The sequence below is a fragment of the Parahaliea mediterranea genome (genome assembly GCF_017255185.1).
In the GTDB taxonomy this organism is placed as follows: domain Bacteria; phylum Pseudomonadota; class Gammaproteobacteria; order Pseudomonadales; family Halieaceae; genus JAFKCZ01.
On the sequence record NZ_JAFKCZ010000015.1, the window covers coordinates 81,760 to 105,169 of the forward strand.

A 23,410-nucleotide genomic window follows, 5' to 3' on the forward strand; every position below is an offset into this window, starting at 1 on the left:
TCTGGGCGACTAGTCGTCGCTGATGCTGATATTGGGGAACTGCTGTACGCCGTCCGCCGGCGCCGCTGCCGCCAGCGCCCGCTCGATGGCCTGTGCCGCCGCCAGGTAGCTGGCCGCCTCGGGGGAGTCGGGGGCCGCCACCACGGTGGGCCGGCCGGCGTCGGTCTGCTCGCGAATGGCGAGGGCCAGCGGCAGGCTGGCCAGCAGCTCGACACCGTAGTCCTCGGCCACCCGGCGCCCGCCCTCGGCGCCGAATATATGCTCTTCGTGGCCGCACTGGCTGCACACATGTACCGCCATGTTCTCGATGATGCCCAGAATGGGCACGTCGACCTTGCGGAACATCTCGATGCCCTTGCGGGCGTCCAGCAGGGCGATGTCCTGGGGCGTGGTGACGATGACGGCCCCGGCCACGGTGGCTTTCTGGGACAGGGTCAGCTGTATGTCGCCGGTGCCCGGCGGCATGTCGATGACCAGGTAGTCCAGCGCCCCCCAAAGGGTCTGCTCCAGCATCTGCGTCAGGGCGCCGCCGGCCATGGGGCCGCGCCACACCATGGGCGTGCGCTCGCCCGCCAGGTAGGCCATCGACATGGTCTTCAGGCCGTGGGCCTCCACCGGCAACAGGTACTTGCCTTCATGCTGCTCCGGCCGCGTGCCCTCGGCAATGCCCAGCATGGTCTTCTGGCTGGGCCCGTAGATGTCCGCGTCGAGCAGGCCGACTTCAGCCCCCCGCGCCTTCAGCGCCAGGGCGAGATTGACCGCCGTGGTGGACTTGCCGACCCCACCCTTGCCGGAGGCAACGGCGACAATATGCTTGATCTGGTTCATGGGAACTGCGATCCGTAATACAGCCTGCGACGGAAACCCGGCAACGATGGCGCCAGGAAAGCGCCCGGCCGCCCCGCCGGTGAATGAGCCGGGCAGTATACGCCCACGGCCGGCCGACAACAACGCGGCAAGCGCGGCGAAAATCAGCCCAAAGCCAGGCCGCAAGGGACTTTGCCGGCGGGTATCAGTGCCGTGAACCGGGCCAGTCCGGATGAAATGGCGGCGTAAAAAAGCTATAGTAGCGCCCCATTTTTCACCCGACGCACACAGGCACACAATGGCTGACAGCAGCACCCGCGACATCCTGGTTACCAGCGCCCTCCCCTACGCCAACGGCTCCCTCCACCTGGGCCACCTGCTGGAGATGGTGCAGACCGACATCTGGGTGCGCTTCCAGAAGTCCCGCGGCCATCGCTGCCACTACGTCTGCGCCGACGACGCCCACGGCACCGCGATCATGCTCACCGCGGAAAAGCTCGGCATCACCCCCGAGGAGCAGATTCGCCGCGTCCAGGAGGAGCACGAACGGGACAGCGCGGGCTTTTTGATCGGCTTCGACAACTTTTACAGCACCCACTCGCCGGAGAACCGCCACTGGAGCGAAGAGATCTACCGCCGCCTGAAGGCCAACGGCCACATCGCCAGCCGCGCCATCACCCAGGCCTTCGACCCGGAGAAACAGCTGTTCCTGGCCGACCGCTTCATCAAGGGCACCTGCCCCAAGTGCAAGACGCCCGACCAGTACGGCGACAACTGCGAGGCCTGCGGCGCCACCTACACCCCCGCCGAACTGATCGACCCGGTATCGGCCCTGTCGGGCGCGACGCCGGTGGAGAGGGAGTCCGAGCACTACTTCTTCACCCTGCCGGCCTTCACCGACATGCTGCGGGAGTGGACGTCCTCCGGTACCCTGCAGCCACAAATCGCCAACAAGCTGCGCGAGTGGCTCGACGCCGGCCTGCAGGAGTGGGATATCAGTCGCGACGCCCCCTACTTCGGCTTCGAGATTCCCGACGCGCCGGGCAAGTACTTCTACGTGTGGCTGGACGCCCCCATTGGCTACATGGCGAGTTTCCAGAACTACTGCGAGCGCACCGGGCTGGATTTCGACAGCTTCTGGCAGCCCGACTCGGCGGCCGAGCTGTACCACTTCATCGGCAAGGACATCATCAATTTCCACGGCCTGTTCTGGCCGGCCATGCTCCACTCGGCGAACCTGCGCACCCCCACCGCGGTGTATGTGCACGGCTTCCTGACCGTCAACGGCACCAAGATGTCCAAGAGCCGTGGCACCTTTATCAAGGCCAGCACCTACCTCGAGCACCTCGAGGCGGAATACCTGCGCTATTACTTCGCCGCCAAGCTGGGCGCCTCGGTGGATGACATCGACCTCAACCTCGAGGATTTTGTACAGCGGGTAAACGCCGACGTGGTGGGCAAGGTGGTCAACATCGCCAGCCGCTGCGCCGGCTTCCTGCGCAAGCAGTTCGACAGCACCCTCGCCGACGAGTGCGCGGAAGCGGAACTGGTGCAATCCTTCATCGACCGCGGCGCGGACATCGCCGGCCTGTACGAGGGGCGCGAATTCAACAAGGCGATCCGCGAAATTGTCGCCCTGGCGGACCGCGCCAACCAGTACATCGACGCCAAAAAGCCCTGGGTACTGGCCAAGGAAGACGGTCGCGAGCGGGAGGTGCACGATGTCTGCAGCGTGGGCATCAACCTGTTCCGCGTTCTGATGACCTACCTCAAGCCGGTGCTGCCGGCGATGGCGGAAAAGGCCGAGGCCTTCCTCAACCACAGCCTGGACTGGACCGCCCTCGACGCCCCCCTGCGCGGCCACCGGCTGGAGAAATTCCAGCCCCTGATCACCCGCATCGACCCCAAGCAAATCGACGCCCTGGTGGAAGCGAGCCGCGAGCAGGCCCCGGCCACCGCCGCGGCCGCAGAAGCGACGGCCCCGGGAGCAACGGCAGCGACCTCCGACAAAGCGGCAGCCCCCCAGAACGACGACTCCCGAAGCGACACCATTCAGTTCGAGGACTTCGCCAAGGTGGATTTACGGGTGGCCGAAATCGTCGCCGCCGACCATGTAGAGGGCGCAGACAAACTGCTGCGCCTGACCCTGAACCTGGGCGGGGAGCAGCGCCAGGTCTTCGCCGGCATCAAGGCCGCTTACCAACCGGAAGACCTGGTGGGCAAGCTCACGGTAATGGTCGCCAACCTCGCGCCGCGCAAAATGCGCTTCGGCGTCAGCGAGGGCATGGTGCTGGCGGCCGGCCCCGGTGGGGAGGATATCTACCTGCTGGAACCCCACGACGGCGCCGAGCCCGGGATGCAGGTGAAATAATCGGGGGACGGTGTTGATCGGGGTTTTTGGTCGAATGAATTCGACCCTACAGGTCGTGGCGTCGCCCATGTAGGGCCGAGAGCCTGCCCCTCTTTTTCGGGCACAGCGGGCCCCTCTTTTCGGGTCATTCATACGGCCAAGCGCACGGCAAATTTATTCGCCTGACCGGATATGTTATTAGCTTATGCCAATCCAGACATTGTCCCGGGGGCGCTAACTACTTACCATTAGCCGTTTTACCGTGGCGGTTGCGGCCGACAACACCGGCCGCGGCGCAATTTGAGACCGGAGCATGCTGGCTGACTACTCCATCCTGCTGATCGGGGCCATCCTGGTCAATAACTTCGTACTGGTGCAGTTTTTGGGGCTGTGCCCCTTCATGGGCGTGTCCAACAAGCTGGAAACGGCCATGGGCATGTCCCTGGCCACCACCTTCGTACTGACCCTGGCCTCGGTATGCAGCTATCTCGTATTCAGCTACCTGTTGCAACCCCTGGGCCTGGAGTACCTGCGCACGATTTCCTTCATCCTGGTGATCGCCGTGGTGGTGCAGTTCACCGAAATGGTGGTGCGCAAGAGCAGCCCCCTGCTGCACCGGGTACTCGGCGTCTACCTGCCGCTGATCACCACCAATTGCGCGGTACTGGGCGTGGCGCTGCTGAATATCAACAAGGAGCACAACTTCCTGCAGTCGCTGTTCTACGGCTTCGGCGCCGCGGTGGGCTTCTCCCTGGTGCTGGTCCTGTTTGCCGCCATGCGCGAGCGCCTGGCGGTGGCGGACGTGCCGGTGCCCTTCAAGGGCGCCGCCATCGGCATGGTCACCGCGGGACTGATGTCGCTGGCCTTCATGGGCTTCGCCGGGCTGGTCTGATCGCGCATGCTTGAGTTCATTTCACAGTACCCGCTACTGGCAGCGCTGCTCGCGCTGGTCGGCCTGGGCGCGGTGTTCGGGGCGCTGCTGGGCTTCGCCGCGGTGCGCTTCAAGACCGAGGGCGACCCCATCGCCGACCAGATCAACGACATCCTGCCCCAGACCCAGTGCGGCCAGTGCGGCCACCCCGGCTGCCGCCCCTACGCGGAGGCCATCGCCAACGGCGAGGCGATCAACAAGTGCCCGCCGGGTGGCGAGGCCACCATCCATGCGCTCGCGGACCTGCTGGACGTGGAACCCATACCGCTGGACGAGGAACACGGTGAAGAGAAGGTCAAGGCAGTGGCCTACATCCGCGAGGATGAGTGTATCGGCTGCACCAAGTGCATCCAGGCCTGTCCGGTGGACGCCATCCTCGGCGCCGCCAAGCAGATGCACACGGTGATCGCCAGCGAGTGCACTGGCTGTGACCTGTGCGTTGAGCCCTGCCCGGTGGACTGTATCGACATGATTCCACAGGAGGAAAACCTGCAGACCTGGCACTGGCAACTGCCCGAACTGGGCCGGGCCAATGTGGACGTGATCGCCAGCGACCTCGACACGGATCGCGCGGCATGAGGAAGATTTTCGACTTCCACGGCGGCATTCACCCGCCGGAAAACAAGCGCCAGTCACTGGGCGAGCCGATACGGGATGCGGGCATCCCCGGTCAATTGGTGATCCCCCTGTCGCAGCACATCGGCGCGCCCTCCGCCCCCATCGTGGCGGTGGGCGAGCGGGTACTCAAGGGCCAGGTGATCGCCGAGGCGGGCGGTTTCGTCAGCGTGCCCCAACACGCCCCCAGCTCCGGCACGGTGATCGCCATTGAGGAGCGCCCCATTCCCCACCCCTCGGGTTTCCGGGCGCCCTGTGTGGTGATCGAATGCGATGGCCGTGACGAATGGCTGCCCCATACCGGCATCGACAATTACCCCGGTGTCAGCCCCTCGGAGCTGCTGGAGCATATCCGCGAGGCCGGCATCGCCGGCATGGGCGGCGCGGGCTTCCCCGCAGCGGTCAAATTGCGGCAAAAACCGGGCGCCACCGTCGACACCCTGATCATCAATGGCACCGAGTGTGAACCCTATATCACCGCCGACGACGCGCTGATGCGCGAGCGAGCCGCGGATATCATCGCCGGAGCCGAGATCCTGCGGCATATCGTGGGGCCCGCCGAAACCCTGATCGGCGTCGAGGACAACAAGCCCGAGGGCATCGCCGCGCTGCGCGCCGCGGCCGGTGACAGCGGCATCGAGGTGGTGGAGTTCCCCACCAAGTACCCCTCCGGGGGTGAAAAGCAGCTGATCGAAATACTCACCGGCAAGCAGGTCCCCAGCGGCGGACTGCCGGCGGACATCGGCGTGGTATGCCAAAACCTCGGCACCACGGTGGCGGTAAGGGACGCCATCCTCGACGGGCGCCCACTGATTTCGCGGATCACCACCATCACCGGCGAGGCCGTGGCCCACCCCGGCAACTACGAAGTCCTGCTGGGCACCCCCATCAGCCACCTGCTGGAGCTGGCGGGCTACGACGCGACCCGCAACAACCGGCTGGTCATGGGCGGCCCGATGATGGGCTTCACCCTCACCGACACCGCGGCGCCGGTGGTGAAAACCACCAACTGCCTGCTGGCGCCCACCGAGGCCGAGCTGCCCACGCCGCCGCCGGCGCAGGCCTGTATCCGCTGCGGCCTGTGCGCCGAGGCCTGCCCGGCCAGCCTGCTGCCACAGCAGTTGTTCTGGTTCGCCCGGGGCAAGGAATACGAAAAACTCGAAGAGCACAACCTCTTCGACTGCATCGAATGCGGGGCCTGCTCCTGGGCCTGCCCCAGCCAGATTCCGCTGGTGCAGTACTACCGCGCGTCCAAGGCCGAGATCCTGCAGCAGCGCCGCGACCACGACAAATCCGAGCAGTCGCGCCTGCGCTTCGAGGCCCGCCAGGAGCGCCTGGCCCGGGAGGCCGAAGAGAAAGAAGCCAAGCGCGCGGCGCGCAAGAAGGCGGCCGAACTCAAGGCGCGGCAAGCCGCGACAGGCGCGGAAAACGAAGACCCCATCCAGGCCGCCATCGAACGCGCCAAGGCAAAGAAAGCCGCCCAGCAGCAGGCCGCCGGCAGCGAGAGCGAAGTGGACAAGCTGGAACAGGCGGTCGTCACGGCGAGTAAGCGGCTGCAGACCGCCACCGCCAAGCTGGAGCAGGCCCGGGCCGAGGGCTCCGACCTGGTGGACGCCCTGCAGACCGGTGTCGACAAGACCCGGGCCAAGCTGGAAAAAGCCGAACAGGCGCTGGCGGACCACAGAGCCGCCCAGGGTAACGGCGGCGCCCTCTCCACCGGGGCGGAGGCAGCGCCTGTGGACGCGGCCCAGGCCGCCATCGAAAAAGCCCGGGCGGCACGGGCCGCGGACGCCGACCTGAGCCCGAGGGACAAGGCGCGCAAACAACTCGAGAGCCTGCAACAGCGACTGGCCAAGTCGGAAAAGCGCCTGGCGGACAGCCGCAACGCTGGCGAGGAAGACAAGATCGTGGAGGCACTGGAGGCCAGCGTGGAACGATTGCGGGACAAGATCGCCGCCACCGAAACCGAACTGGCGACCCACGCTGCGGCGGAGAACCACTGATATGGCCCTGTTGCGCGTCACCTCGCCCCACGCCCACGGCCCGATGAGCACCCCGAAGGTCATGCGGCAGGTACTGCTGGCCACCCTCCCCGGGGTGCTCGTACTCACCCATTTCTTTGGCTTCGGCACCCTGGTGAATATCCTCTGGGGCGGCCTGCTGGCAGTGGCCCTGGAAAGCCTGGCGCTGAAACTGCGCGGCCGCAGTCCCGGTTTCTACCTCAAGGACTGCAGCGCCCTGGTGACCGCCGTGTTGCTGGGTATCGCCCTGCCCCCCTACGCTCCCTGGTGGCTGGTGGCGGTGGGCATCGCCTCGGCGATCCTGCTGGCCAAGCACCTCTACGGCGGCCTGGGCTACAACCCCTTCAACCCCGCCATGGTGGGCTATGTGGTGCTGCTGATTTCCTTCCCGGTGCAGATGACCGCCTGGGCCCCGCCGCGGGGCGTGGGCGAGGTGCCGGGCCTGCTGGAAGCCCTGCTGGCCTGCTTCGCCCCGGCGAGCTACGACGGCGTCACCCAGGCCACGCCGCTGGATGTCCTCAAGCAAAACAACAGCTTGCTGATCGGGGATTTGTGGAAGGACAACCCCCTGTTCGGCCGCTGGGGCGGCGCCGGCTGGGAATGGGCGAACATCGCCTTCCTCGCCGGCGGACTGTGGTTGCTCTATCGCCGGATCTTCACCTGGCACGCGCCGGTGGCCTTCCTCGCCGCACTGGCGCTGATGGCCGCCCTGATCTATGACGGCGGCAGCTCCGCCAGCGGCGGTTCGCCCCTCTTCCACCTGTTGAGCGGCGCCACCATGTTCGGGGCCTTCTTCATTGTCACCGACCCGGTGACCTCGGCGGTCTCGGTGCGCGGGCGGCTGGTCTACGGCGCCTTGATCGGCCTGCTGGTCTACGTCATCCGCGTGTGGGGCAACTACCCGGACGCGGTGGCCTTCGCAGTGCTGATCATGAACTTCGCCGCGCCCTTTATCGACCACTACACCCAGCCGCGCACCTACGGGCACAAGACCGGGGGAACGCGCTGATGCTGGGCCAGTCGATCACCAGGAACAGCGTTTTGCTCAGCTTGTTCGCGGTCGTCACCACGGTGCTGATTGCCGGTACCTACCTGCTCACCCGGGACACCATCGCCGAGGCGCGACGCCAGGCGGAGCAGCGGGCCCTGCTGGAAATCGTGCCGGACGAGCGCCACGACAACAACATGCTCGACGATACCCTGACCGCCCGCGCCGGCGAGGACCTGCTCGGCCTGCGCCGGGACAAGGCGATTTACCTCGCGCGCGAGGCGGGCAAAACCGTCGCCGTGATCCTCCCGGTCACCGCGCCCGACGGCTACTCCGGCGCCATCGACATGATCGTGGGGGTCAACCGCGACGGCAGCGTGGCCGGGGTGCGGGTACTCAATCACCGGGAAACCCCGGGGCTGGGGGACAAGGTGGAGCTCGCCAAGTCCGACTGGATTCTCGGCTTCGAGGGCCGTTCACTGGGTAACCCGGCGCCGAAGGATTGGGCTGTGAAAAAAGACGGCGGCGTGTTCGACCAGTTCACCGGCGCCACCATCACCCCCCGGGCCGTTGTAGCGGCCACCCGGCGGGCCCTACAATACGCCGAGGCGCGGCACGACAGCCTGTTTGCCGCGGGCGACACGTCGCCGGCCGCCCCCAACGCACCGAGTGGAGCGCAGTAATGGCCACCGCCAATTTCAGGGAGCTATCGCTCAACGGCCTGTGGAAGAACAACCCGGCCATCGTGCAGTTGCTAGGCCTGTGCCCGTTGCTGGCGGTGACCGGCAGCGTGGTCAACGCCCTCGGGCTCGCCGCCGCCACCACTCTCGTGCTGCTGTGCTCCAACACCGCGGTATCGGTGATTCGCAATATCGTCTCGGACGCGGTGCGCCTGCCGGTCTTCGTGATGATCATCGCCGCGGCGGTTACCTGTATCGAGCTGCTGATGCAGGCCTTCGCCTACGAGCTGTACCAGATTCTGGGTATTTTCCTGCCGCTGATCACCACCAACTGCGTGATCCTGGGCCGGGCCGATGCCTTCGCCAGCAAGAACCCCCTGCCACTGGCCATGTTCGACGGCCTGATGATGGGCCTGGGCTTCGGCGTTATCCTCGTGCTGCTGGGCGCGATCCGGGAGCTGGTGGGTACCGGCGCCCTGTTCGCGAACATGGATCTGTTGTTCGGGCCCGGCGCCGCGGATTGGAAACTGGTACTGGTGGCGGATTACCAGGCCTTCCTGCTGGCCGTCCTGCCCCCCGGCGCCTTCATCTTCACCGGGCTGATCATCGCCGGCAAGAACCTCATCGATGGCGAGATCAAGCGCCGTCAGGACGCGCGCAAGGCCAAGCCGGTCAAAGGGTCCAAGCGGGTGCGGGTTACCGGCACGATCAGCTAGACAAGGGGCGCAAGCGCCCCGGCGGTCACGCCTTTACCGCCAGCGTATCGAGAATCTCATCCACCGCGGCGTCGTCCAGCCCGCGGTTGTCCTCGTCGCAGCTGTAGGTCACGAACAACAGCATGCCCTCGCGGCCCAGGTACCACTCGCGTATCGCCGCGCCATCTTCGTCAAAGCTGGCGGTCCAGCCGTCGAAGTCGCCGCGGGTCACCTCACGCCATGCCGCGACCTGCGGCGACTCCTGCTCAGCGATGTGCCGCAGCTCCCCGCCGGAGAATACCCCCGCTTCCTTGTGCAAGGTGGAAATCTCGATACAGCCCACCTCGTCCACATCCCCCACCAGGATGCTTTCCTCCTCGGCCTCGGCCCACCACTCCGGCGGCAGCACCATGACCCACCAATCGGTTTCAAGTACGTTCACGTTGCATTTCCTGTAAATCCAGTGACATCAGCACGGCATCCTCCCGCCCGTGCTCGACGGGGTAATAGTTCCTGCGACGACCGTCCTCGACAAAGCCCAAGCCGCGGTACAGGGCCAGGGCGCCGTGATTGGAGGCCCGCACTTCCAGCAGGCAGCGCGTGGTATCGTCGGGCAATTCGCCCCGCAGGTGCCGGACCAGGTCGCGGGCAATGCCGCGACGACGCGCCCGGGGGGCGACCGCCACATTGTGAATGCTGGCTTCGTCCAGTACCCGCTGCCACACCAGGAAGCCGGCCACGCGCCCATCCACCTCGGCGACCAAGGCACCGGCTCCGCTACCCGCCTCGGCGCAAGCGGCGAGGAACTGCCGCTCTGACCAGGGCGAGAAAGCGCCCAACAAATCGATTGCCGCCATCGCCCCCGCATCCTCTGGCAGCGCCCGGCGAATAACCGGGTTCATCGGCGCGCGCGGCGCAGCAGCGGTTGCAGGTCGCGCCACACCCGGCGCTTGAGCGCCGGTTCCGCCAGCATATCGCGGGTGGCCGCGGTGACAATTCGCGGCGGCCCGTCGGGCAGGCCGCCGAGGCGCGCGCCACAGGCCTCGCCCAACAGGATAAGGGCCTCGCAGGCCTGCTCTTCCGTCCGGCGCCGGACAAAGCTGCCGAAGGCCGCGCGCGCGGCCTCCTCCCCCAGGTCAAGCTGGCGATTGTTGTGCACCGGCCAATCGAATTGGGTGACCGCGGGGCGCTCACGAACACCCAGCGCGCCGGCCATGGCCTGGATCAGCGCCACCTGCTCGCGACTGACCACTCCCTCGGGAATCTCCTCCAGCCACAGCAGGGGTCCGATGACCACCGAGGCGACGCTGAACCGCACCGGGGCGGATGGCTCCGGGGCCTTCGCCGCGGGTGCCGGCTCCGGCGACGCCTTTGTCGCGGGTTCCCCGGACAAGCTGGGCATACGCGGCGCTTTCGCTTCCAGCACTTCCGCCATTGCCGGCGGCACCACGGGCGGGGCGGGCACGGGCGGCCGCGGGGCGGGCACCGGCACCCGCCGGCTGGGCGCCGCGCCCGGCAAATCCACCCGCGACACAAAGTGCGCGATACCGAGGGCGTCGAGGTAGGCGTGCTGCTTGATGGCGTGCTTGTCGGGCATTGCGTGCCGGCGTTCGTCAGGTGGTGTCGAGAGGTTACGGAAAAGTCGCAGTCTAGCAGGTTTTGCCCCCGGTGGGCTGTTGGCGCAAGCCGCGGCCCGGAGCCTCGCTACCACCAGCGCCAGCCGTGCTGGCGGAAAAACTGCAGGCCTCCACCCAGGAACATGCGCACATGTCGCCAACCCTTGCGCGCGGCGTAGCCACCGTGGTGCACGATGTGCACGCCCGGGTGGTATTCGACCCGGCCACGGCTCGCCAGGCGCAGGGACAGATCGTAGTCCTCGAAATACAGGAAATAGCGCTCGTCAAAACCACCCACGGCGCGCAGGGCCTCGGTCCGGACCAGCATGCAGCAGCCCGACGCCAGGGGCACGGGCACGGGCTCCCGCGCCAGCGCGAGTTCACGCAGTTCATAGTGCGCCAGGCGGCGATGGAACAGGCGCTGCAGCCAATTCAATCCCGACGCCCGCAGCAACAGTACCAGCAGTGTCGGGTAGCGCTTGCACAGGTGCTCCACTTCGCCGTCCGGGCTTTTAGCGGCGGGAGCGAGCAAAACGACCTCCGGTGTCGCCCGCAGATAGGCGATACCCTCGATAAACGCCGTCTCCGCCATTTCCACATCCGGGTTCAACACCAGGTGAAACTCGCTTTCAGCACTAGCCAGGGCAAGGTTGTGCCCCGCCCCGTAGCCGCGATTGGCCACCGCCTCGCGGAAAGCAATCCGCAAGCCGGCTACCCGCGCCTGCCGCGAGCGGACCAGGTCGCCGGCCCGCGCGGGATAGTCGCCCGCGGAGGCGTTGTCGATGACCTCGAGCGCGGCGCCGGCAATGACCCCCGCCGCCAACGCCCGCGCGACCGCCACCTCCAGGCAACACAGGGTACGTTCGACCAGCGCCAGGTCACTGTTGTACAGCACCAGGGCGATCGACAGGGTGTTTCCACTGTGGGCGGCGGTTGGCATGGCGCGCATGTTAGCAGGTCGCATGGGGCAAGTAACGACGACAAGGCGTCACACAAGGGCCCCTCCGGCTGGTACCATCGTGGCGGTCGGTCAACCCTGGTGGAATCACAATGCCCTCTTCCTCAGCGTTCATGCGCAAGTTCGGCCCCGGCCTTCTGGTCACCGCGGCCTTTATCGGCCCGGGCACGATCACCACCGCCAGCAGTGCCGGCGCCCACTTTGGCTTCGCCCTGCTGTGGGCCCTGCTGTTCTCACTGCTGGCCACCATCGTGCTGCAGGAGATGGCCGCGCGCCTCGGGCTGGTCACCCGGCAAGGCCTGGCGGAGGGTTTGCGCAGCTACTTTCACAGTCCCGTGCTGGGACGGGCCGCAGTCCTGCTGGTGGTTGCCGCGGTGGGCATCGGCAACGCCGCCTATGAAGCCGGCAACATCGCCGGCGCCGCTCTCGCGCTGGACCTGGTCAGCCCGCTGGACAGCGGACACTGGGCGCTGGTGATCGGCGCCGCGGCCGCCGTTCTGCTGTTCAGCGGCCACTACAAAGTGCTGGAGTCCGCGCTAATCGTGCTGGTGCTGCTGATGAGCGCGGTATTCCTGCTCACCGCCTGGCGGGTAGCGCCCTCGGTTCCCGCCATGCTCGAGGGCATGTTCCGGCCCAGCCTGCCGCCGGGTTCGGTGATGACGGTGATTGCGTTGATCGGCACCACGGTGGTCCCCTACAACCTCTTCCTGCACGCCAACGCGGTGCGGGAAAAGTGGCCCTCCGATGTGCCGGTGGAACGCGCCCTGCGCGAATCCCGCCTGGATACCGGCCTGTCCATTGGGCTCGGCGGCCTGATCACCCTGGCCATCCTGAGTACCGCGGCCGCGGCCTTTTTCCAGACCGGGCTGGCCTTCACCGGCGATTCGCTGGCAGTCCAGCTGGAACCCCTGCTGGGACCGTGGGCCCGCTACGTGTTCGCCGCCGGCCTGTTTGCCGGAGGCCTCACCAGCGCCATCACCGCCCCGTTGGCGGCGGCCTTCGCCGTGTGCGGCGCCCTCGGCTGGCGCAATGACCTCAGGGCACCGGGTTTCCGACTCGTCTGGCTGCTGGTGCTTGCCATCGGCACCGCCTTCGCCGCGCTGGGCAGCAAGCCCCTGGCGGCCATCCTGTTCGCGCAGGTGGCGAACGGCCTGCTGCTACCGGTGGTGGCGGTGTTCCTGCTGGTGGTAATGAACCACCGGGAGTTACTGGGGGCGCAGGTCAACGGCCCGTTGGCGAACGCCCTGGGGGGGTTGGTAGTGGTGATCGCCACCGGCCTCGGGGCGGTCAAGCTGCTCGGGGTGGCGGGGCTTATCTGACCCCGAATGCAGTGGATCGCGCAAATTGCGCCAGCTGCCGGCCAATAGCGGTTTTGGAGTGGCCCCGCCACCCCGTTCTGCCTCCAGACAGTTTCAGGAGAAAAGTACAGAAAGTCCGTATCACCATGTTATCCATGACGTTTTTATGGAATAACCATGGTAACCTGTGACAGTGGTTACGGGGCGATTGACTCCGCCAGAACGCAGTGCGGGGCCAGTCAAGACCATTGGGAACCAATAAGACCTTCTACAACAGCGGGCACAAGGGGAAGATAATGATCACTCGGTTCGCGACGCTCACCAGCCGTCTTTCGGTACTGTTTGCCTTTTTGTTGGCTCTCGCCGCCTGTGGCGGGGGGGGCGGCGGCGGTGGCGGCGGTGGGTTCCTTCCCGATGATGGCGCCGATGACGATGCCTATTTCCTGACCCTGACCCTACTGGATATCAACGGTGACAGCACCAACACCGTGACCAGCACAATGCCCGGCACCCTGCAGGTCAAGGTGACTCGCAAGAGCCGCAATGGCCAGGTGATTACCGATGCATTGGTCAGCGCGACCACGGATATCGGCACTCTGTCACCGGCCACGAGCCTTAGCGACAGCAATGGTATTGCAACATTCGAGCTTACCGCCGAGGATGAGCTGGGCGCCGGTGCGATATCGGTGTCCGTCACCAATGAAGATGGTTTGACCACAGAGGCCACCTTCAACTTCCAGATTACCGCACCGGGTCTGCGCCTGGGTCACTTCGACGGCAATGCATTTATTGAAAACGAAATCGGCGTCAACCCTTCCGGCAATCTGGCCTATCGCGGTTCCGCGGAGTTGGTCATCGACATCGTGGATGAAGATGGCAACCGTGTAGACTCGGCAGAGTCCATTGTGATCACCAGCGACTGCCTGGCGACTGGCGACTCGACCCTGGAGCCCGCCCCCCCCCTGGAAACGTCCACGGGCAACGTGCGCACCACTTATACTGCCAGCCGCTGTTCTGGTACGGACGAACTCACCGCCACGATTGACGACGGCGACGGCGTGGCCTTTGCCTCGATTACCATCGGCTCGCCCCAGGCCAACAGCCTGACATTCGTCAGTGCCGAACCCAACCTGATAGTGCTCAAAGGCACCGGTGGTGGCCCCAGCCGGCAGGAATCCGCCGTCGTCACGTTCCAGGTTATCGACGGAGACAATAATCCGCTGCCAGATGTGGAGGTGGATTTTTCCCTGACTACTGAAATCGGCGGACTAAGCCTGACACCCCAATCCGCCATCAGCAACGAGGAGGGTCTGGTTGAAGTCACCCTGCGCTCTGGGGATGTCGCCACCGTCGTTCGGGTCATCGCAACGGTAGCTGGCGCTGACGGCTCGGGCAATCAGTCCACGGTATCCGATGTACTCACCGTCAGCACCGGCTTACCGGACCAGAACTCCATCAGCGTATCCGTAAGAGGCGGCTTTGTGGTGGAGAACGGCTTCACCATGGATGGCATCGAGCGGTGCATCACCGTGCGCATGGCCGATAAATTTAACAACCCGGTGCCCGATGGAACCAGTGCGATATTCACCACCGAATACGGCACCATTGACCCTTCTTGCGTAACAGGGACTAGCAGCGGTGAGCGCGTAGCCAGCTCAAATTCATGTAGCGACCTGGACTCACCTATTCCTGGTGAATGTACAGTCCTCTGGACCAGTGGTGAACCTCGCTATCCAACCTTGGACAGAAACCTCAACAATATCCGGACCATCGACAATCCCGAGGGCTATGATTGCCCCAGCCACAACGGCAGTACCGGCCCCTGTCCCGACGACCTCGGCCCGGTACGCGGCGGCCGCTCCACTATCCTGGTTACTGCAATCGGCGAGGAGTCATTTATCGACCGCAACGGCAATGGCGTGATGGACGAAGACGAGCAAGACCTCTTCTCCAACATGCCAGAAGCGTTTATCGATCACAACGAAGACGGCATTTTTAACCCCGCCGCCGCCAATTGCGAAAACTCCAACTCCCTCGCGTGTGTCTCAGGATTTGAAGAAACCTTTGTCGATTTCAACAATGATAACCGCTACAACTCCAATAACTTCCCGGCCCGTTATAACGGCTTGCTCTGTCCTGTCGAAGGCGACGGCGTTTGGTGCAGCCGAGATCTGATCAACGTCCGCGACCAGACCGTACTTATCCTCTCATATGATGACGGTAGTGGTTGGGATTTCCTGCTCACACGCAACGAAAGGGTTGAGCAGGAAACCAGAGAGGGCAGCGAATATACGGTATATGTATCGGATATTTTCAACAACAAACCGGCTGCGGGTTCAACGATTAGGGTAGAAGCTGGTGGCGGTTGTGAAATCATCAGCGAGACTTCCTTTACTGTGCCTGCGTCCGCTAGCTACGGCGCTTTTGGCTTCCCATTGGTCACCGATGGTGATGGCAGCTCGGGAACGGTGAATCTAACACTAGAGCCAGAAGGAGAAGCGGCCCCCTATACAGAGTCCTTCACCTGCGTTTCCTTTGCGCCCCCAGATCCCAACTCACCCGTCCCCTAAGGTTGGGTAGAGTACAAAAAGCCGTGTGCCCACTCACACGGCTTTTTTTTTGCTAGATAGCTTTATCGTAGCCCGATGGAAAATTGCAGATGACAAGCGCTCAGTTTGTGCTTTAGTTCTAGCTAGGAGAACAGCAGACGGACCTGGAGCAGCATGAAACTCACGCTGGGCAAATTCAGCATCACCATTCGCATGACCGTGGTGCTGATATTCATGCTGGCCACCATGTTTACCGCGGTCCTCGCCATTGGGCTCCAGTATTACTTCAGCCGCAATCTGGCCAGGGAAGTCACACAGGAGGCATTTACCCTTGCCGCATCGGGAATCGCGGCGGAGCTGGCGAGCTTCGCGGCAAGCAACGCCAGTGCGGTATCCCTGCTCGCAGACAACCCCACCCTGTTCGAGTCCGGAGACGAGCGGGCGGTATTGCAGGCCTTCGCCGAAGTGCTCGCGGTCAATCCACTACTCTACGGGGCCTATGTGGGTAAAAGCGACGGCAGCCTGCTGGAACTGGTCAACCTCGACAGCAGCGTGAGCGTGCGCGATGTCCACGCCGCGGCACCGGATGACAAATGGCTGGTAATAAGCACCCATCGCGGAAACAGTAGCTCTGTTCGTCGCTTTCGCTACTTAGATCAGGACTTCAAACTGCGTGCCAGCCGCGAAGAGGCCACAGCCTACGATGTAAGAAGCAGGCATTGGTATCTCAGTGCTATGGCCAGTGCCGGATTACAGCACTCCGATGTCTACCTGTTCGATCAACTCGGTGTCCCTGGCAGTACCCTATCACGGCGGGTACGCGACACTACTTCCGTGGTGGCCGTCGACTATACGCTCAGTGGCGTCTCGCGGTGGCTGCGGGAACAGGCGCGAGCACACGGTGGCGATATCTACATCTTCCACCCGGGTGGCATGGTGGCCGCGGCCTCCACACAACACTCCCGGGTGAACGACCGCCCCGTCGCCGAGCGCTTGCCACTCAATGCCACGGAGCGAGCCCTGGTGGCCGCCCACTCCCCTCTCAAGGTATCCAATGAGCTGGACTGGCCGCCCTTTGACTACGCCCTGAGTGGTCGCCCCCGGGGTTACTCCATCGACGTACTCCGACTCGTCGGCGATATGACCGGCCTGGAACTGGAATTCGTGAACGGGTTTACCTGGCCGGAGCTGGTACAGCGTTTCCGGGCCGGGGATATCGACCTGCTGCACTCGGTATTACTGACGGAATCGAACGCCCACTGGGGCGCTGCCAGCGAGGCCTACTTCCGGCTGCCCTATGCCGTGGTGACCCTGCCCGGCGCCGACCCGGTCCGAAACCTGAAGGACCTCGGGGTAATGCAGCTGGCCATCCCCGCCGGCTGGTCGGTAGCGCTCCTGGTCCGCCGGCGCTTCCCCGACGTAGAAGTTATCGAGGTCGACAACAGCCTTGCCGCCCTGCGCGCCGTCCACGACGGCGAGGTTGCGGCAGCCCTGGATAACGAGGCCATCTTTCGCTACATCGAACACCACTACTTCCTCGACGGATACCAGTATCACAGCGGAGTTTCCCTCGGCGACGGGCCGGTCCCGGACAAGCTTCACATCCTGGTACAGCCGTCCCGGCAAGACCTGCTCCCCCTTATCAACAGGGCCATCGGAGCCATCACACCGAACATGCGCGACTCGCTCCGGCAACGATGGCTCGAGCACGCGGTCACCAGAAATCCGGAGCACGCCGGCGTGGTCCCCCACAATGCCATGATCACGATCGCCGGTACGCCGGAACGACAGGGCAAACTGGTGGAGGTCACGCACGGGGGAAAGCCGCATTTCGTGTTTGTCACGCCCACCGCCGATCATGGCGACGCGTTGCTGTTCGGTGTGCTGGTCCCCAAAGCCACTGTTTTCGCCCCCTACCTGGAGAAAGTACGGCTGTCTATCTGGCTGACCGGCGGTGCCATGTTCGCCCTGCTGCCACTGTGCTGGGTTTTCGCCTCACCCATCGTGACGCCAATAAAGGAACTGGTCGGGGAAAACGACAAGATCCGGCTGCGCGACTACAACCAGGTAAATCGAATCCGCTCCCGGGCCAGGGAGATCGACGAACTGTCCGAGTCGATGGTGCACATGGTGCACGCCATCCAGGCCCACGAACAGGCCCAGCGCGAGCTGATGGACGCCTTCATCCGCCTCATCGCCCAGGCCATCGACGACAAGTCCCCCTACACCGGTGGTCACTGCGAACGCGTGCCCGAACTGGCGTTGATGCTCGCCGAGCAGGCCTCCGACAGCGACCACCCCGCGTTCCACGATTTCCGCCTGGACGGCAAGGAGCAGTGGCGCGAGTTCCGCATCGCCGCCTGGCTTCACGACTGCGGCAAGATCACCACGCCAGAGCATGTGGTCGACAAGGGCAGCAAGCTGGAGACCATCTACAACCGCATCCACGAGATACGCACCCGCTTCGAGGTGCTGTGGCGGGACGCCGAGATCCGCTATCTTCGGCAGTGCCAGGCCGACCCGGAGGCCGAGCCGCGCCACCGGCAGGCGCTCGAGCAGCAGCGAGCGCGGCTGCGAGACGACTTCGCCTTTGTCGCCGAATGCAATGTCGGCGGCGAGTACCTGGGCCCCGAGAAACAGCAGCGCCTGCGGGAGATCGCCGGGATCACCTGGCAGCGCCATTTCGACGACCGCGTCGGCCTGTCGCCGGTGGAGGAACTGCGCCAGGACGGCGGCAGCGCGCCTCTACCGGCCACCGAGCACTTGCTGGCGGACAAGCCCGAACACATCATCCCCCGCACCCGCTCCACCGACTATCCGCCGGAATACGGTATCGACATGGACATACCGGAGCACCTCTACAACCAGGGCGAGATCTACAACCTGTCGATCTCCCGCGGCACCCTGACCGCGGAGGATCGCTTCAAGATCAACGAGCACATGATCAGTACCATCAAAATGCTGGAGAGCCTGCCCTTTCCGGATGAGCTGAAAAACGTGCCGCGCTACGCCTCCACCCACCACGAGACCATGAAGGGCACCGGTTACCCACGCAAGCTGCCCGGCGCCGAGCTCAGCATCCCCGAGCGACTGCTGGCGGTGGCGGACGTGTTCGAGGCGCTGACCGCGGCCGATCGCCCCTACAAGAAGGCCAAGCCGGTAAGCGTGGCGGTGGATATCCTGTTCCGGATGGTGGAGGACAATCATATCGACCGCGACAGCTTCGAACTGTTTGTGCGCGAGAAAGTCTACCTGCGGTATGCCGAGCGCTATCTCGCGGCGGAACAGATCGACAGCGTCGACGAGGAGAAGTATCTTTCCCGTGCACAGTAATAAAGATAAACCACAGCAATCCATGTCAATGGAGCCCCGATGCGTGTAACCATCCGTGTAACCGTGGTATTTATTTTCCTCATGGCCACCTTGCTGACCGCGGCGGTGGCCATTGGCTTGCAATATCACTTCGGCCAGGCCCTGGCCAAGTCGGCCGCAACGGACCTCTACGCCACCGCCGCCAGCGGCGTCACCCGACAATTCAACGCCGGCCTGGAGCGCACAGTGGGCGTGGTGCGACTACTGGCGAACAACACCTTGTTCACCGAGCCGGCGCGGCAAGCGCGCCAGCTGGAAATATTCCGCGACATCCTCAATGGCAACCCCCTGCTCTACGGCATTTACATCGGCCGCGGCGACGGCAGCTTCCTCGAGCTGATCAACCTCGACAACAGCGAAATCGCGCGAGCACAGCTTCGCGCAACCCCGGATGACAAGTGGGTGGTGGTCCGGGCCGGAGAAAGCAATGGTTCCCGCCAACGTCATTTCACCTATCTCGACCGCGACATGAACGTGCGCGCGTCACGCAGCGAAAACACAACTTACGACGTCCGCTCAAGGGAGTGGTATTCACAAGCCCTGGCGAACGGGGGCACCTACATCAGCCCCCCCTACCTGTTCGCACAGCTGGGCCTGCCGGGGCAGACCACCTCCCGGCAAGTGGCAAACTCCGATGTGGTCATCGCCGTGGATCGCACTCTGCACGCGCTCTCCGAGTTCCTCCGGGAGCAGCGCCTCTCCCCAGGGAGCGAGCTGTTCATTTACGACGGCAACGGCGACCTCGTGGCCTCCTCCGCCCATGAGAGGCAGCAGAGGGAACCGGTTCCGGTTCCCGCCCTGGATCTCAACATGGCGGAGAGGAATTTCGTCGACAGGCAACCGGTTCTCCGGGTGTCGAACGAAATGGACTGGCCGCCCTACGACTATGCCCTGCTGGGCGAGCCCAGGGGTTACTCGGTCGATATCATCAAGCTCATTGCTGAAATGACAGGCCTGCGGTTCCGCTTTGTCAACGGCCTGGAATGGTCGGAGCTGGTCAGCGAATTTCGCGGCGGCAATATCGACATACTGCAACCCATCGGTATCACCGAGGAAAACCGCCATTGGGGTGAGGCTGTGGCCCCCTACGCCGAACTCCCCTTTGCGCTCGCGACACAACCAGGTCACCCCGCCATCACCTCCCTGGACCAGATGGCCGGCAAGCAGGTGGCCATCCCCAATGGCTGGGCGGTTATGGACGTCGTTCGCCGTCACTACCCCGATATAGAAATAGTAGTGACCGACAGCCCCGCGGATTCCCTGCGCCGGGTGCTCAATGGAGAAGTCGACGCCACCCTGGATAACGAACCCATCCTGCGCTACGTACAGGAGCACTACTACCTGGGCAGTGTGAAATTCCACCGCGATGTCGACTTTGCCGGCCACGACATGCCAGATGACCTGCAAATGCTGGTGCAGCCAGGCAACAACGAACTGGCGGACCTGTTGGACAGGGCCGTGGCCGCCATCGGCCCGGAGCAGCGAGAAGCGCTCCGGAGGCACTGGCTGGACTGGGAGCAAACACGGGAGAGTATAGACGGCGGCACCGTTCCATCCGATACCCTGCTTGCGGCGACCCGCGACCCCGGCCTGCAGGGCAAGCTGCTATCCATACACCACCGGGAACAAGCCCACTTCGCCTACAGCTCTCCGATCCTTGGCCTGGAAGGCGGGAACTGGTACCTGGGCGCACTCGTGCCCGAACAATCCGTGCTTGGCCCTTTCAGGGAAAAAGTCTGGCTCTCGGTATTGCTGACCTCCGTTCTGCTGCTGCTGATCCTGCCGCTATCCTGGCTATTTGCCGCTCCCATCGTCGAGCCGGTAAAAGCGCTGGCAAAGGAAAACGACAAGGTGCGCCGCCGGGACTACGACCAGGTGACGCGACAGCCCTCCCGGGTCAAGGAAATCGACGAGTTGTCCGAGTCGATGGTGCACATGGTGCGCGCCATCCAGGCCCACGAACAGGCCCAGCGCGAGCTGATGGACGCCTTCATCCGCCTCATCGCCCAGGCCATCGACGACAAGTCCCCCTACACCGGTGGTCACTGCGAACGCGTGCCCGAACTGGCGTTGATGCTCGCCGAGCAGGCCTCCGACAGCGATCACCCCGCGTTCCGCGAGTTCCGCCTGGACGGCAAGGAGCAGTGGCGCGAGTTTCGCATCGCCGCCTGGCTTCACGACTGCGGCAAGATCACCACGCCAGAGCATGTGGTCGACAAGGGCAGCAAGCTGGAGACCATCTACAACCGCATCCACGAGATACGCACCCGCTTCGAGGTGCTGTGGCGGGACGCCGAGATCCGCTATCTTCGGCAGTGCCAGGCCGACCCGGAGGCCGAGCCGCGCCACCGGCAGGCGCTCGAGCAGCAGCGAGCGCGGCTGCGGGACGACTTCGCCTTTGTCGCCGAATGCAATGTCGGCGGCGAGTACCTGGGCCCCGAGAAACAGCAGCGCCTGCGGGAGATCGCCGGGATCACCTGGCAGCGCCATTTCGACGACCGCGTCGGCCTGTCGCCGGTGGAGGAACTGCGCCAGGACGGCGGCAGCGCGCCTCTACCGGCCACCGAACACTTGCTGGCGGACAAGCCCGAACACATCATCCCCCGCACCCGCTCCACAGACTATCCGCCGGAATACGGTATCGACATGGACATACCGGAGCACCTTTACAACCAGGGCGAGATCTACAACCTGTCGATCTCCCGCGGCACCCTGACCGCGGAGGATCGCTTCAAGATCAACGAGCACATGATCAGTACCATCAAAATGCTGGAGAGCCTGCCCTTTCCGGAGGAGCTGAAAAACGTGCCGCGCTACGCCTCCACCCACCACGAGACCATGAAGGGCACCGGTTACCCGCGCAAGCTGCCCGGCGCCGAGCTCAGCATCCCCGAGCGACTGCTGGCGGTGGCGGACGTGTTCGAGGCGCTGACCGCGGCCGATCGCCCCTACAAGAAGGCCAAGCCGGTAAGCGTGGCGGTGGATATCCTGTTCCGGATGGTGGAGGACAATCATATCGACCGCGACAGCTTCGAGCTGTTTGTGCGCGAGAAAGTCTACCTGCGGTATGCCGAGCGCTATCTCGCGGCGGAACAGATCGACAGCGTCGACGAGGAAAAGTATCTTCGTCGGGCGAGCTGAGCGCGGCTCGGAACTCAGGCCCGGGCGATTTCCCGCAGTCCCAGCAACAGGGCATCCAGGTCGGCGGTGGTGGTGAACAACGCCGGCGTGACCCGAACGCAGGCGCCTCCGGCAAGGCCGGTGCGGTGTACCGTGAACACCCCGTGACGCTCCAGCAAACGCCGGGCGATGGCGACATTGCCCTCGGTGGAACGCTCACCGTTCAGGCGGAAGGAAGCGATACCGGCGTGGTCGCCTGCGCCGTCCAGGGTAAGCACCTCGATACCCGGAATCTCGCTGGCCCGCTCCACCCAGTACCGGCGCAGGTAGGCCAGGCGCGCGGCTTTGTTGGCCGCGCCCACCTCTGCGTGGAACGCCAGCGCGTCAGGTACGCTGAGCAGGGCGGCGTAGTTCGATGTACCGGTGTGAATACGGGCGCGGATATCGTCTTGCGGAAGCCCCTGTTCACCGAGATAGGGGGCAATGGCATCCAGACGTTCGCGGCGAACGTACATGACCCCGACGCCGATTGGCGCCCCCATCCACTTGTGCAGGTTAAATCCGACAAAATCCGCCTGCAAATCCGCTGCATTGAAGTCCATCTGGCCCCAGGAATGCGCTGCGTCCACAATGCAATCCACCTGGCGCTCCCGGGCCATTGCCACGATTTCGCGAATCGGCAACACCAAACCATGGCGATGGCTCAGGTGCGTCAGTAACAACAATCGCACATCGGGATTGTCATCCAGGGCCTTGCGGTACACCTCGAGCAACTGTTCCCGGGACGCGCGTTCCGGCAGGTCAATGGTCTTGACGGTTGCGCCGCGGCGCTCGCGCAACCAGGCCATGGCCGACTGCATACTGTCGTAATCCACATCGGCAAACATGACGGCATCACCGGGTTCGAGCAGGCGATAGCCGCTGATCAGGTTTTGCAGTACTTCGGTAGCGCCCCGGGCAAAGGCAATCTCGCCTTCCGACACGCCGAGCGTTTCCGCCACCTGGGCCCGAATGGGCTGCAGTTCGCCCCAGAACTGGCGACGGCTATAATAGGAGGCATCCCGGTTGACCCTGAAGGTGTGGCGCTGATAGGCCTCGAGCACGGGCTTGGACATCACGCCCCAGTTGCCATTTTCCAGCTGCACAAGCCCCTCGGGCAACCAGTACTGCTCTCGCACCGTTCGCCAGAAGGCTTCGTCGTTCGCGACAAGCCGCGACACGCTCTTTCCTCCCCCAACCGGACTTGCCGTCGCCAGACTCGCCAGCGTGGGCGAGGCCAGGGCGGCCAGCGAAATACCGGTGGCCCGACGCAACCACCGGCGCCTTCCCGCGTCGAAATCCATACAGTTCCTTCCTTAAAAACAACATGGCCACCGCCCCAGGGGACGGTGGCCAACGGGTGCTACAACC

General features: G+C 64.4%; 17 protein-coding genes. 11 read left to right on the forward strand and 6 right to left on the reverse strand.

The annotated features are described in order from the left end of the window. Positions 1–9 precede the first annotated feature (9 nt). On the reverse strand, positions 10–828 hold the full coding sequence (gene apbC, locus JYP50_RS18035) for an iron-sulfur cluster carrier protein ApbC (RefSeq protein WP_206561953.1): 819 nt from the start codon (positions 826–828) through the stop codon (positions 10–12). Between the two features lie 277 nt (positions 829–1,105). Here apbC and metG point away from each other — a divergent pair, with 277 nt between their 5' ends. From metG to JYP50_RS18070, 7 genes are all read left to right on the forward strand, one after another. Next, a complete protein-coding gene (metG, locus tag JYP50_RS18040; protein ID WP_206561954.1) occupies positions 1,106–3,178 on the forward strand; it encodes a methionine--tRNA ligase in 2,073 nt (690 codons plus the stop codon). A 292-nt stretch (positions 3,179–3,470) separates the two neighbouring features. Continuing rightward, positions 3,471–4,049 carry an electron transport complex subunit RsxA gene (gene rsxA / locus JYP50_RS18045; RefSeq protein WP_206561955.1) on the forward strand — a complete coding sequence of 193 codons (579 nt, stop codon included), beginning with the start codon at positions 3,471–3,473 and terminating at the stop codon, positions 4,047–4,049. A gap of 6 nt (positions 4,050–4,055) precedes the next feature. After that, complete coding sequence (rsxB, locus tag JYP50_RS18050) at positions 4,056–4,667, forward strand: electron transport complex subunit RsxB (protein ID WP_206561956.1); 612 nt, start codon at positions 4,056–4,058, stop codon at positions 4,665–4,667. Then, entirely contained in the window at positions 4,664–6,706 is a 2,043-nt protein-coding gene (gene rsxC, locus JYP50_RS18055; RefSeq protein ID WP_206561957.1) for an electron transport complex subunit RsxC, read from the forward strand. The genes rsxB and rsxC overlap by 4 nt, the downstream gene beginning before the upstream one ends. Before the next feature lies 1 nt (position 6,707). Beyond that, positions 6,708–7,733 carry an electron transport complex subunit RsxD gene (gene rsxD / locus JYP50_RS18060; RefSeq protein ID WP_206561958.1) on the forward strand — a complete coding sequence of 342 codons (1,026 nt, stop codon included), beginning with the start codon at positions 6,708–6,710 and terminating at the stop codon, positions 7,731–7,733. Further along, positions 7,733–8,395 carry an electron transport complex subunit RsxG gene (gene rsxG / locus JYP50_RS18065; RefSeq protein WP_206561959.1) on the forward strand — a complete coding sequence of 221 codons (663 nt, stop codon included), beginning with the start codon at positions 7,733–7,735 and terminating at the stop codon, positions 8,393–8,395. Before rsxD ends, rsxG begins: the two co-directional genes overlap by 1 nt. Beyond that, the gene (locus JYP50_RS18070; protein ID WP_206561960.1) at positions 8,395–9,108 is read left to right on the forward strand and encodes an electron transport complex subunit E; all 714 of its coding nucleotides are present in this window, start codon (positions 8,395–8,397) and stop codon (positions 9,106–9,108) included. Before rsxG ends, JYP50_RS18070 begins: the two co-directional genes overlap by 1 nt. A gap of 25 nt (positions 9,109–9,133) precedes the next feature. On the opposite strand, the gene JYP50_RS18075 is transcribed toward JYP50_RS18070, so the two are convergent. The 4 genes from JYP50_RS18075 to JYP50_RS18090 form a co-directional block, all read right to left on the reverse strand. Next, positions 9,134–9,529, reverse strand: a complete 396-nt coding sequence (locus JYP50_RS18075; protein ID WP_206561961.1) for a hypothetical protein — start codon at positions 9,527–9,529, stop codon at positions 9,134–9,136. Beyond that, the gene (gene rimI, locus JYP50_RS18080; protein ID WP_206561962.1) at positions 9,516–9,944 is read right to left on the reverse strand and encodes a ribosomal protein S18-alanine N-acetyltransferase; all 429 of its coding nucleotides are present in this window, start codon (positions 9,942–9,944) and stop codon (positions 9,516–9,518) included. Before rimI ends, JYP50_RS18075 begins: the two co-directional genes overlap by 14 nt. Before the next feature lie 41 nt (positions 9,945–9,985). Beyond that, positions 9,986–10,684 carry a hypothetical protein gene (locus tag JYP50_RS18085; RefSeq protein WP_206561963.1) on the reverse strand — a complete coding sequence of 233 codons (699 nt, stop codon included), beginning with the start codon at positions 10,682–10,684 and terminating at the stop codon, positions 9,986–9,988. 107 nt (positions 10,685–10,791) lie between these two features. Next, entirely contained in the window at positions 10,792–11,652 is an 861-nt protein-coding gene (locus tag JYP50_RS18090; protein ID WP_206561964.1) for a glycosyltransferase, read from the reverse strand. A 101-nt stretch (positions 11,653–11,753) separates the two neighbouring features. Between JYP50_RS18090 and JYP50_RS18095 the strand changes: the two genes are divergently transcribed. The 4 genes from JYP50_RS18095 (at position 11,754) to JYP50_RS18110 (ending at position 22,021) form a co-directional block, all read left to right on the forward strand. Further along, entirely contained in the window at positions 11,754–12,980 is a 1,227-nt protein-coding gene (locus tag JYP50_RS18095; protein ID WP_241263286.1) for an Nramp family divalent metal transporter, read from the forward strand. Positions 12,981–13,255: 275 nt separating this feature from the next. Beyond that, positions 13,256–15,529 (forward strand): Ig-like domain-containing protein, encoded by a 2,274-nt coding sequence (locus JYP50_RS18100; RefSeq protein ID WP_206561965.1) that lies wholly within the window; start codon positions 13,256–13,258, stop codon positions 15,527–15,529. Between the two features lie 153 nt (positions 15,530–15,682). After that, positions 15,683–18,841, forward strand: coding sequence for an HD domain-containing phosphohydrolase (locus JYP50_RS18105; RefSeq protein WP_206561966.1), 3,159 nt, complete (start codon positions 15,683–15,685; stop codon positions 18,839–18,841). Positions 18,842–18,880: 39 nt separating this feature from the next. Further along, positions 18,881–22,021 (forward strand): HD domain-containing phosphohydrolase, encoded by a 3,141-nt coding sequence (locus tag JYP50_RS18110; protein ID WP_206561967.1) that lies wholly within the window; start codon positions 18,881–18,883, stop codon positions 22,019–22,021. A gap of 14 nt (positions 22,022–22,035) precedes the next feature. Here JYP50_RS18110 and JYP50_RS18115 read toward each other — a convergent pair whose 3' ends face one another. After that, the gene (locus JYP50_RS18115) at positions 22,036–23,343 is read right to left on the reverse strand and encodes an aminotransferase class V-fold PLP-dependent enzyme (RefSeq protein WP_206561968.1); all 1,308 of its coding nucleotides are present in this window, start codon (positions 23,341–23,343) and stop codon (positions 22,036–22,038) included. Between the last annotated feature and the right edge of the window lie 67 nt (positions 23,344–23,410).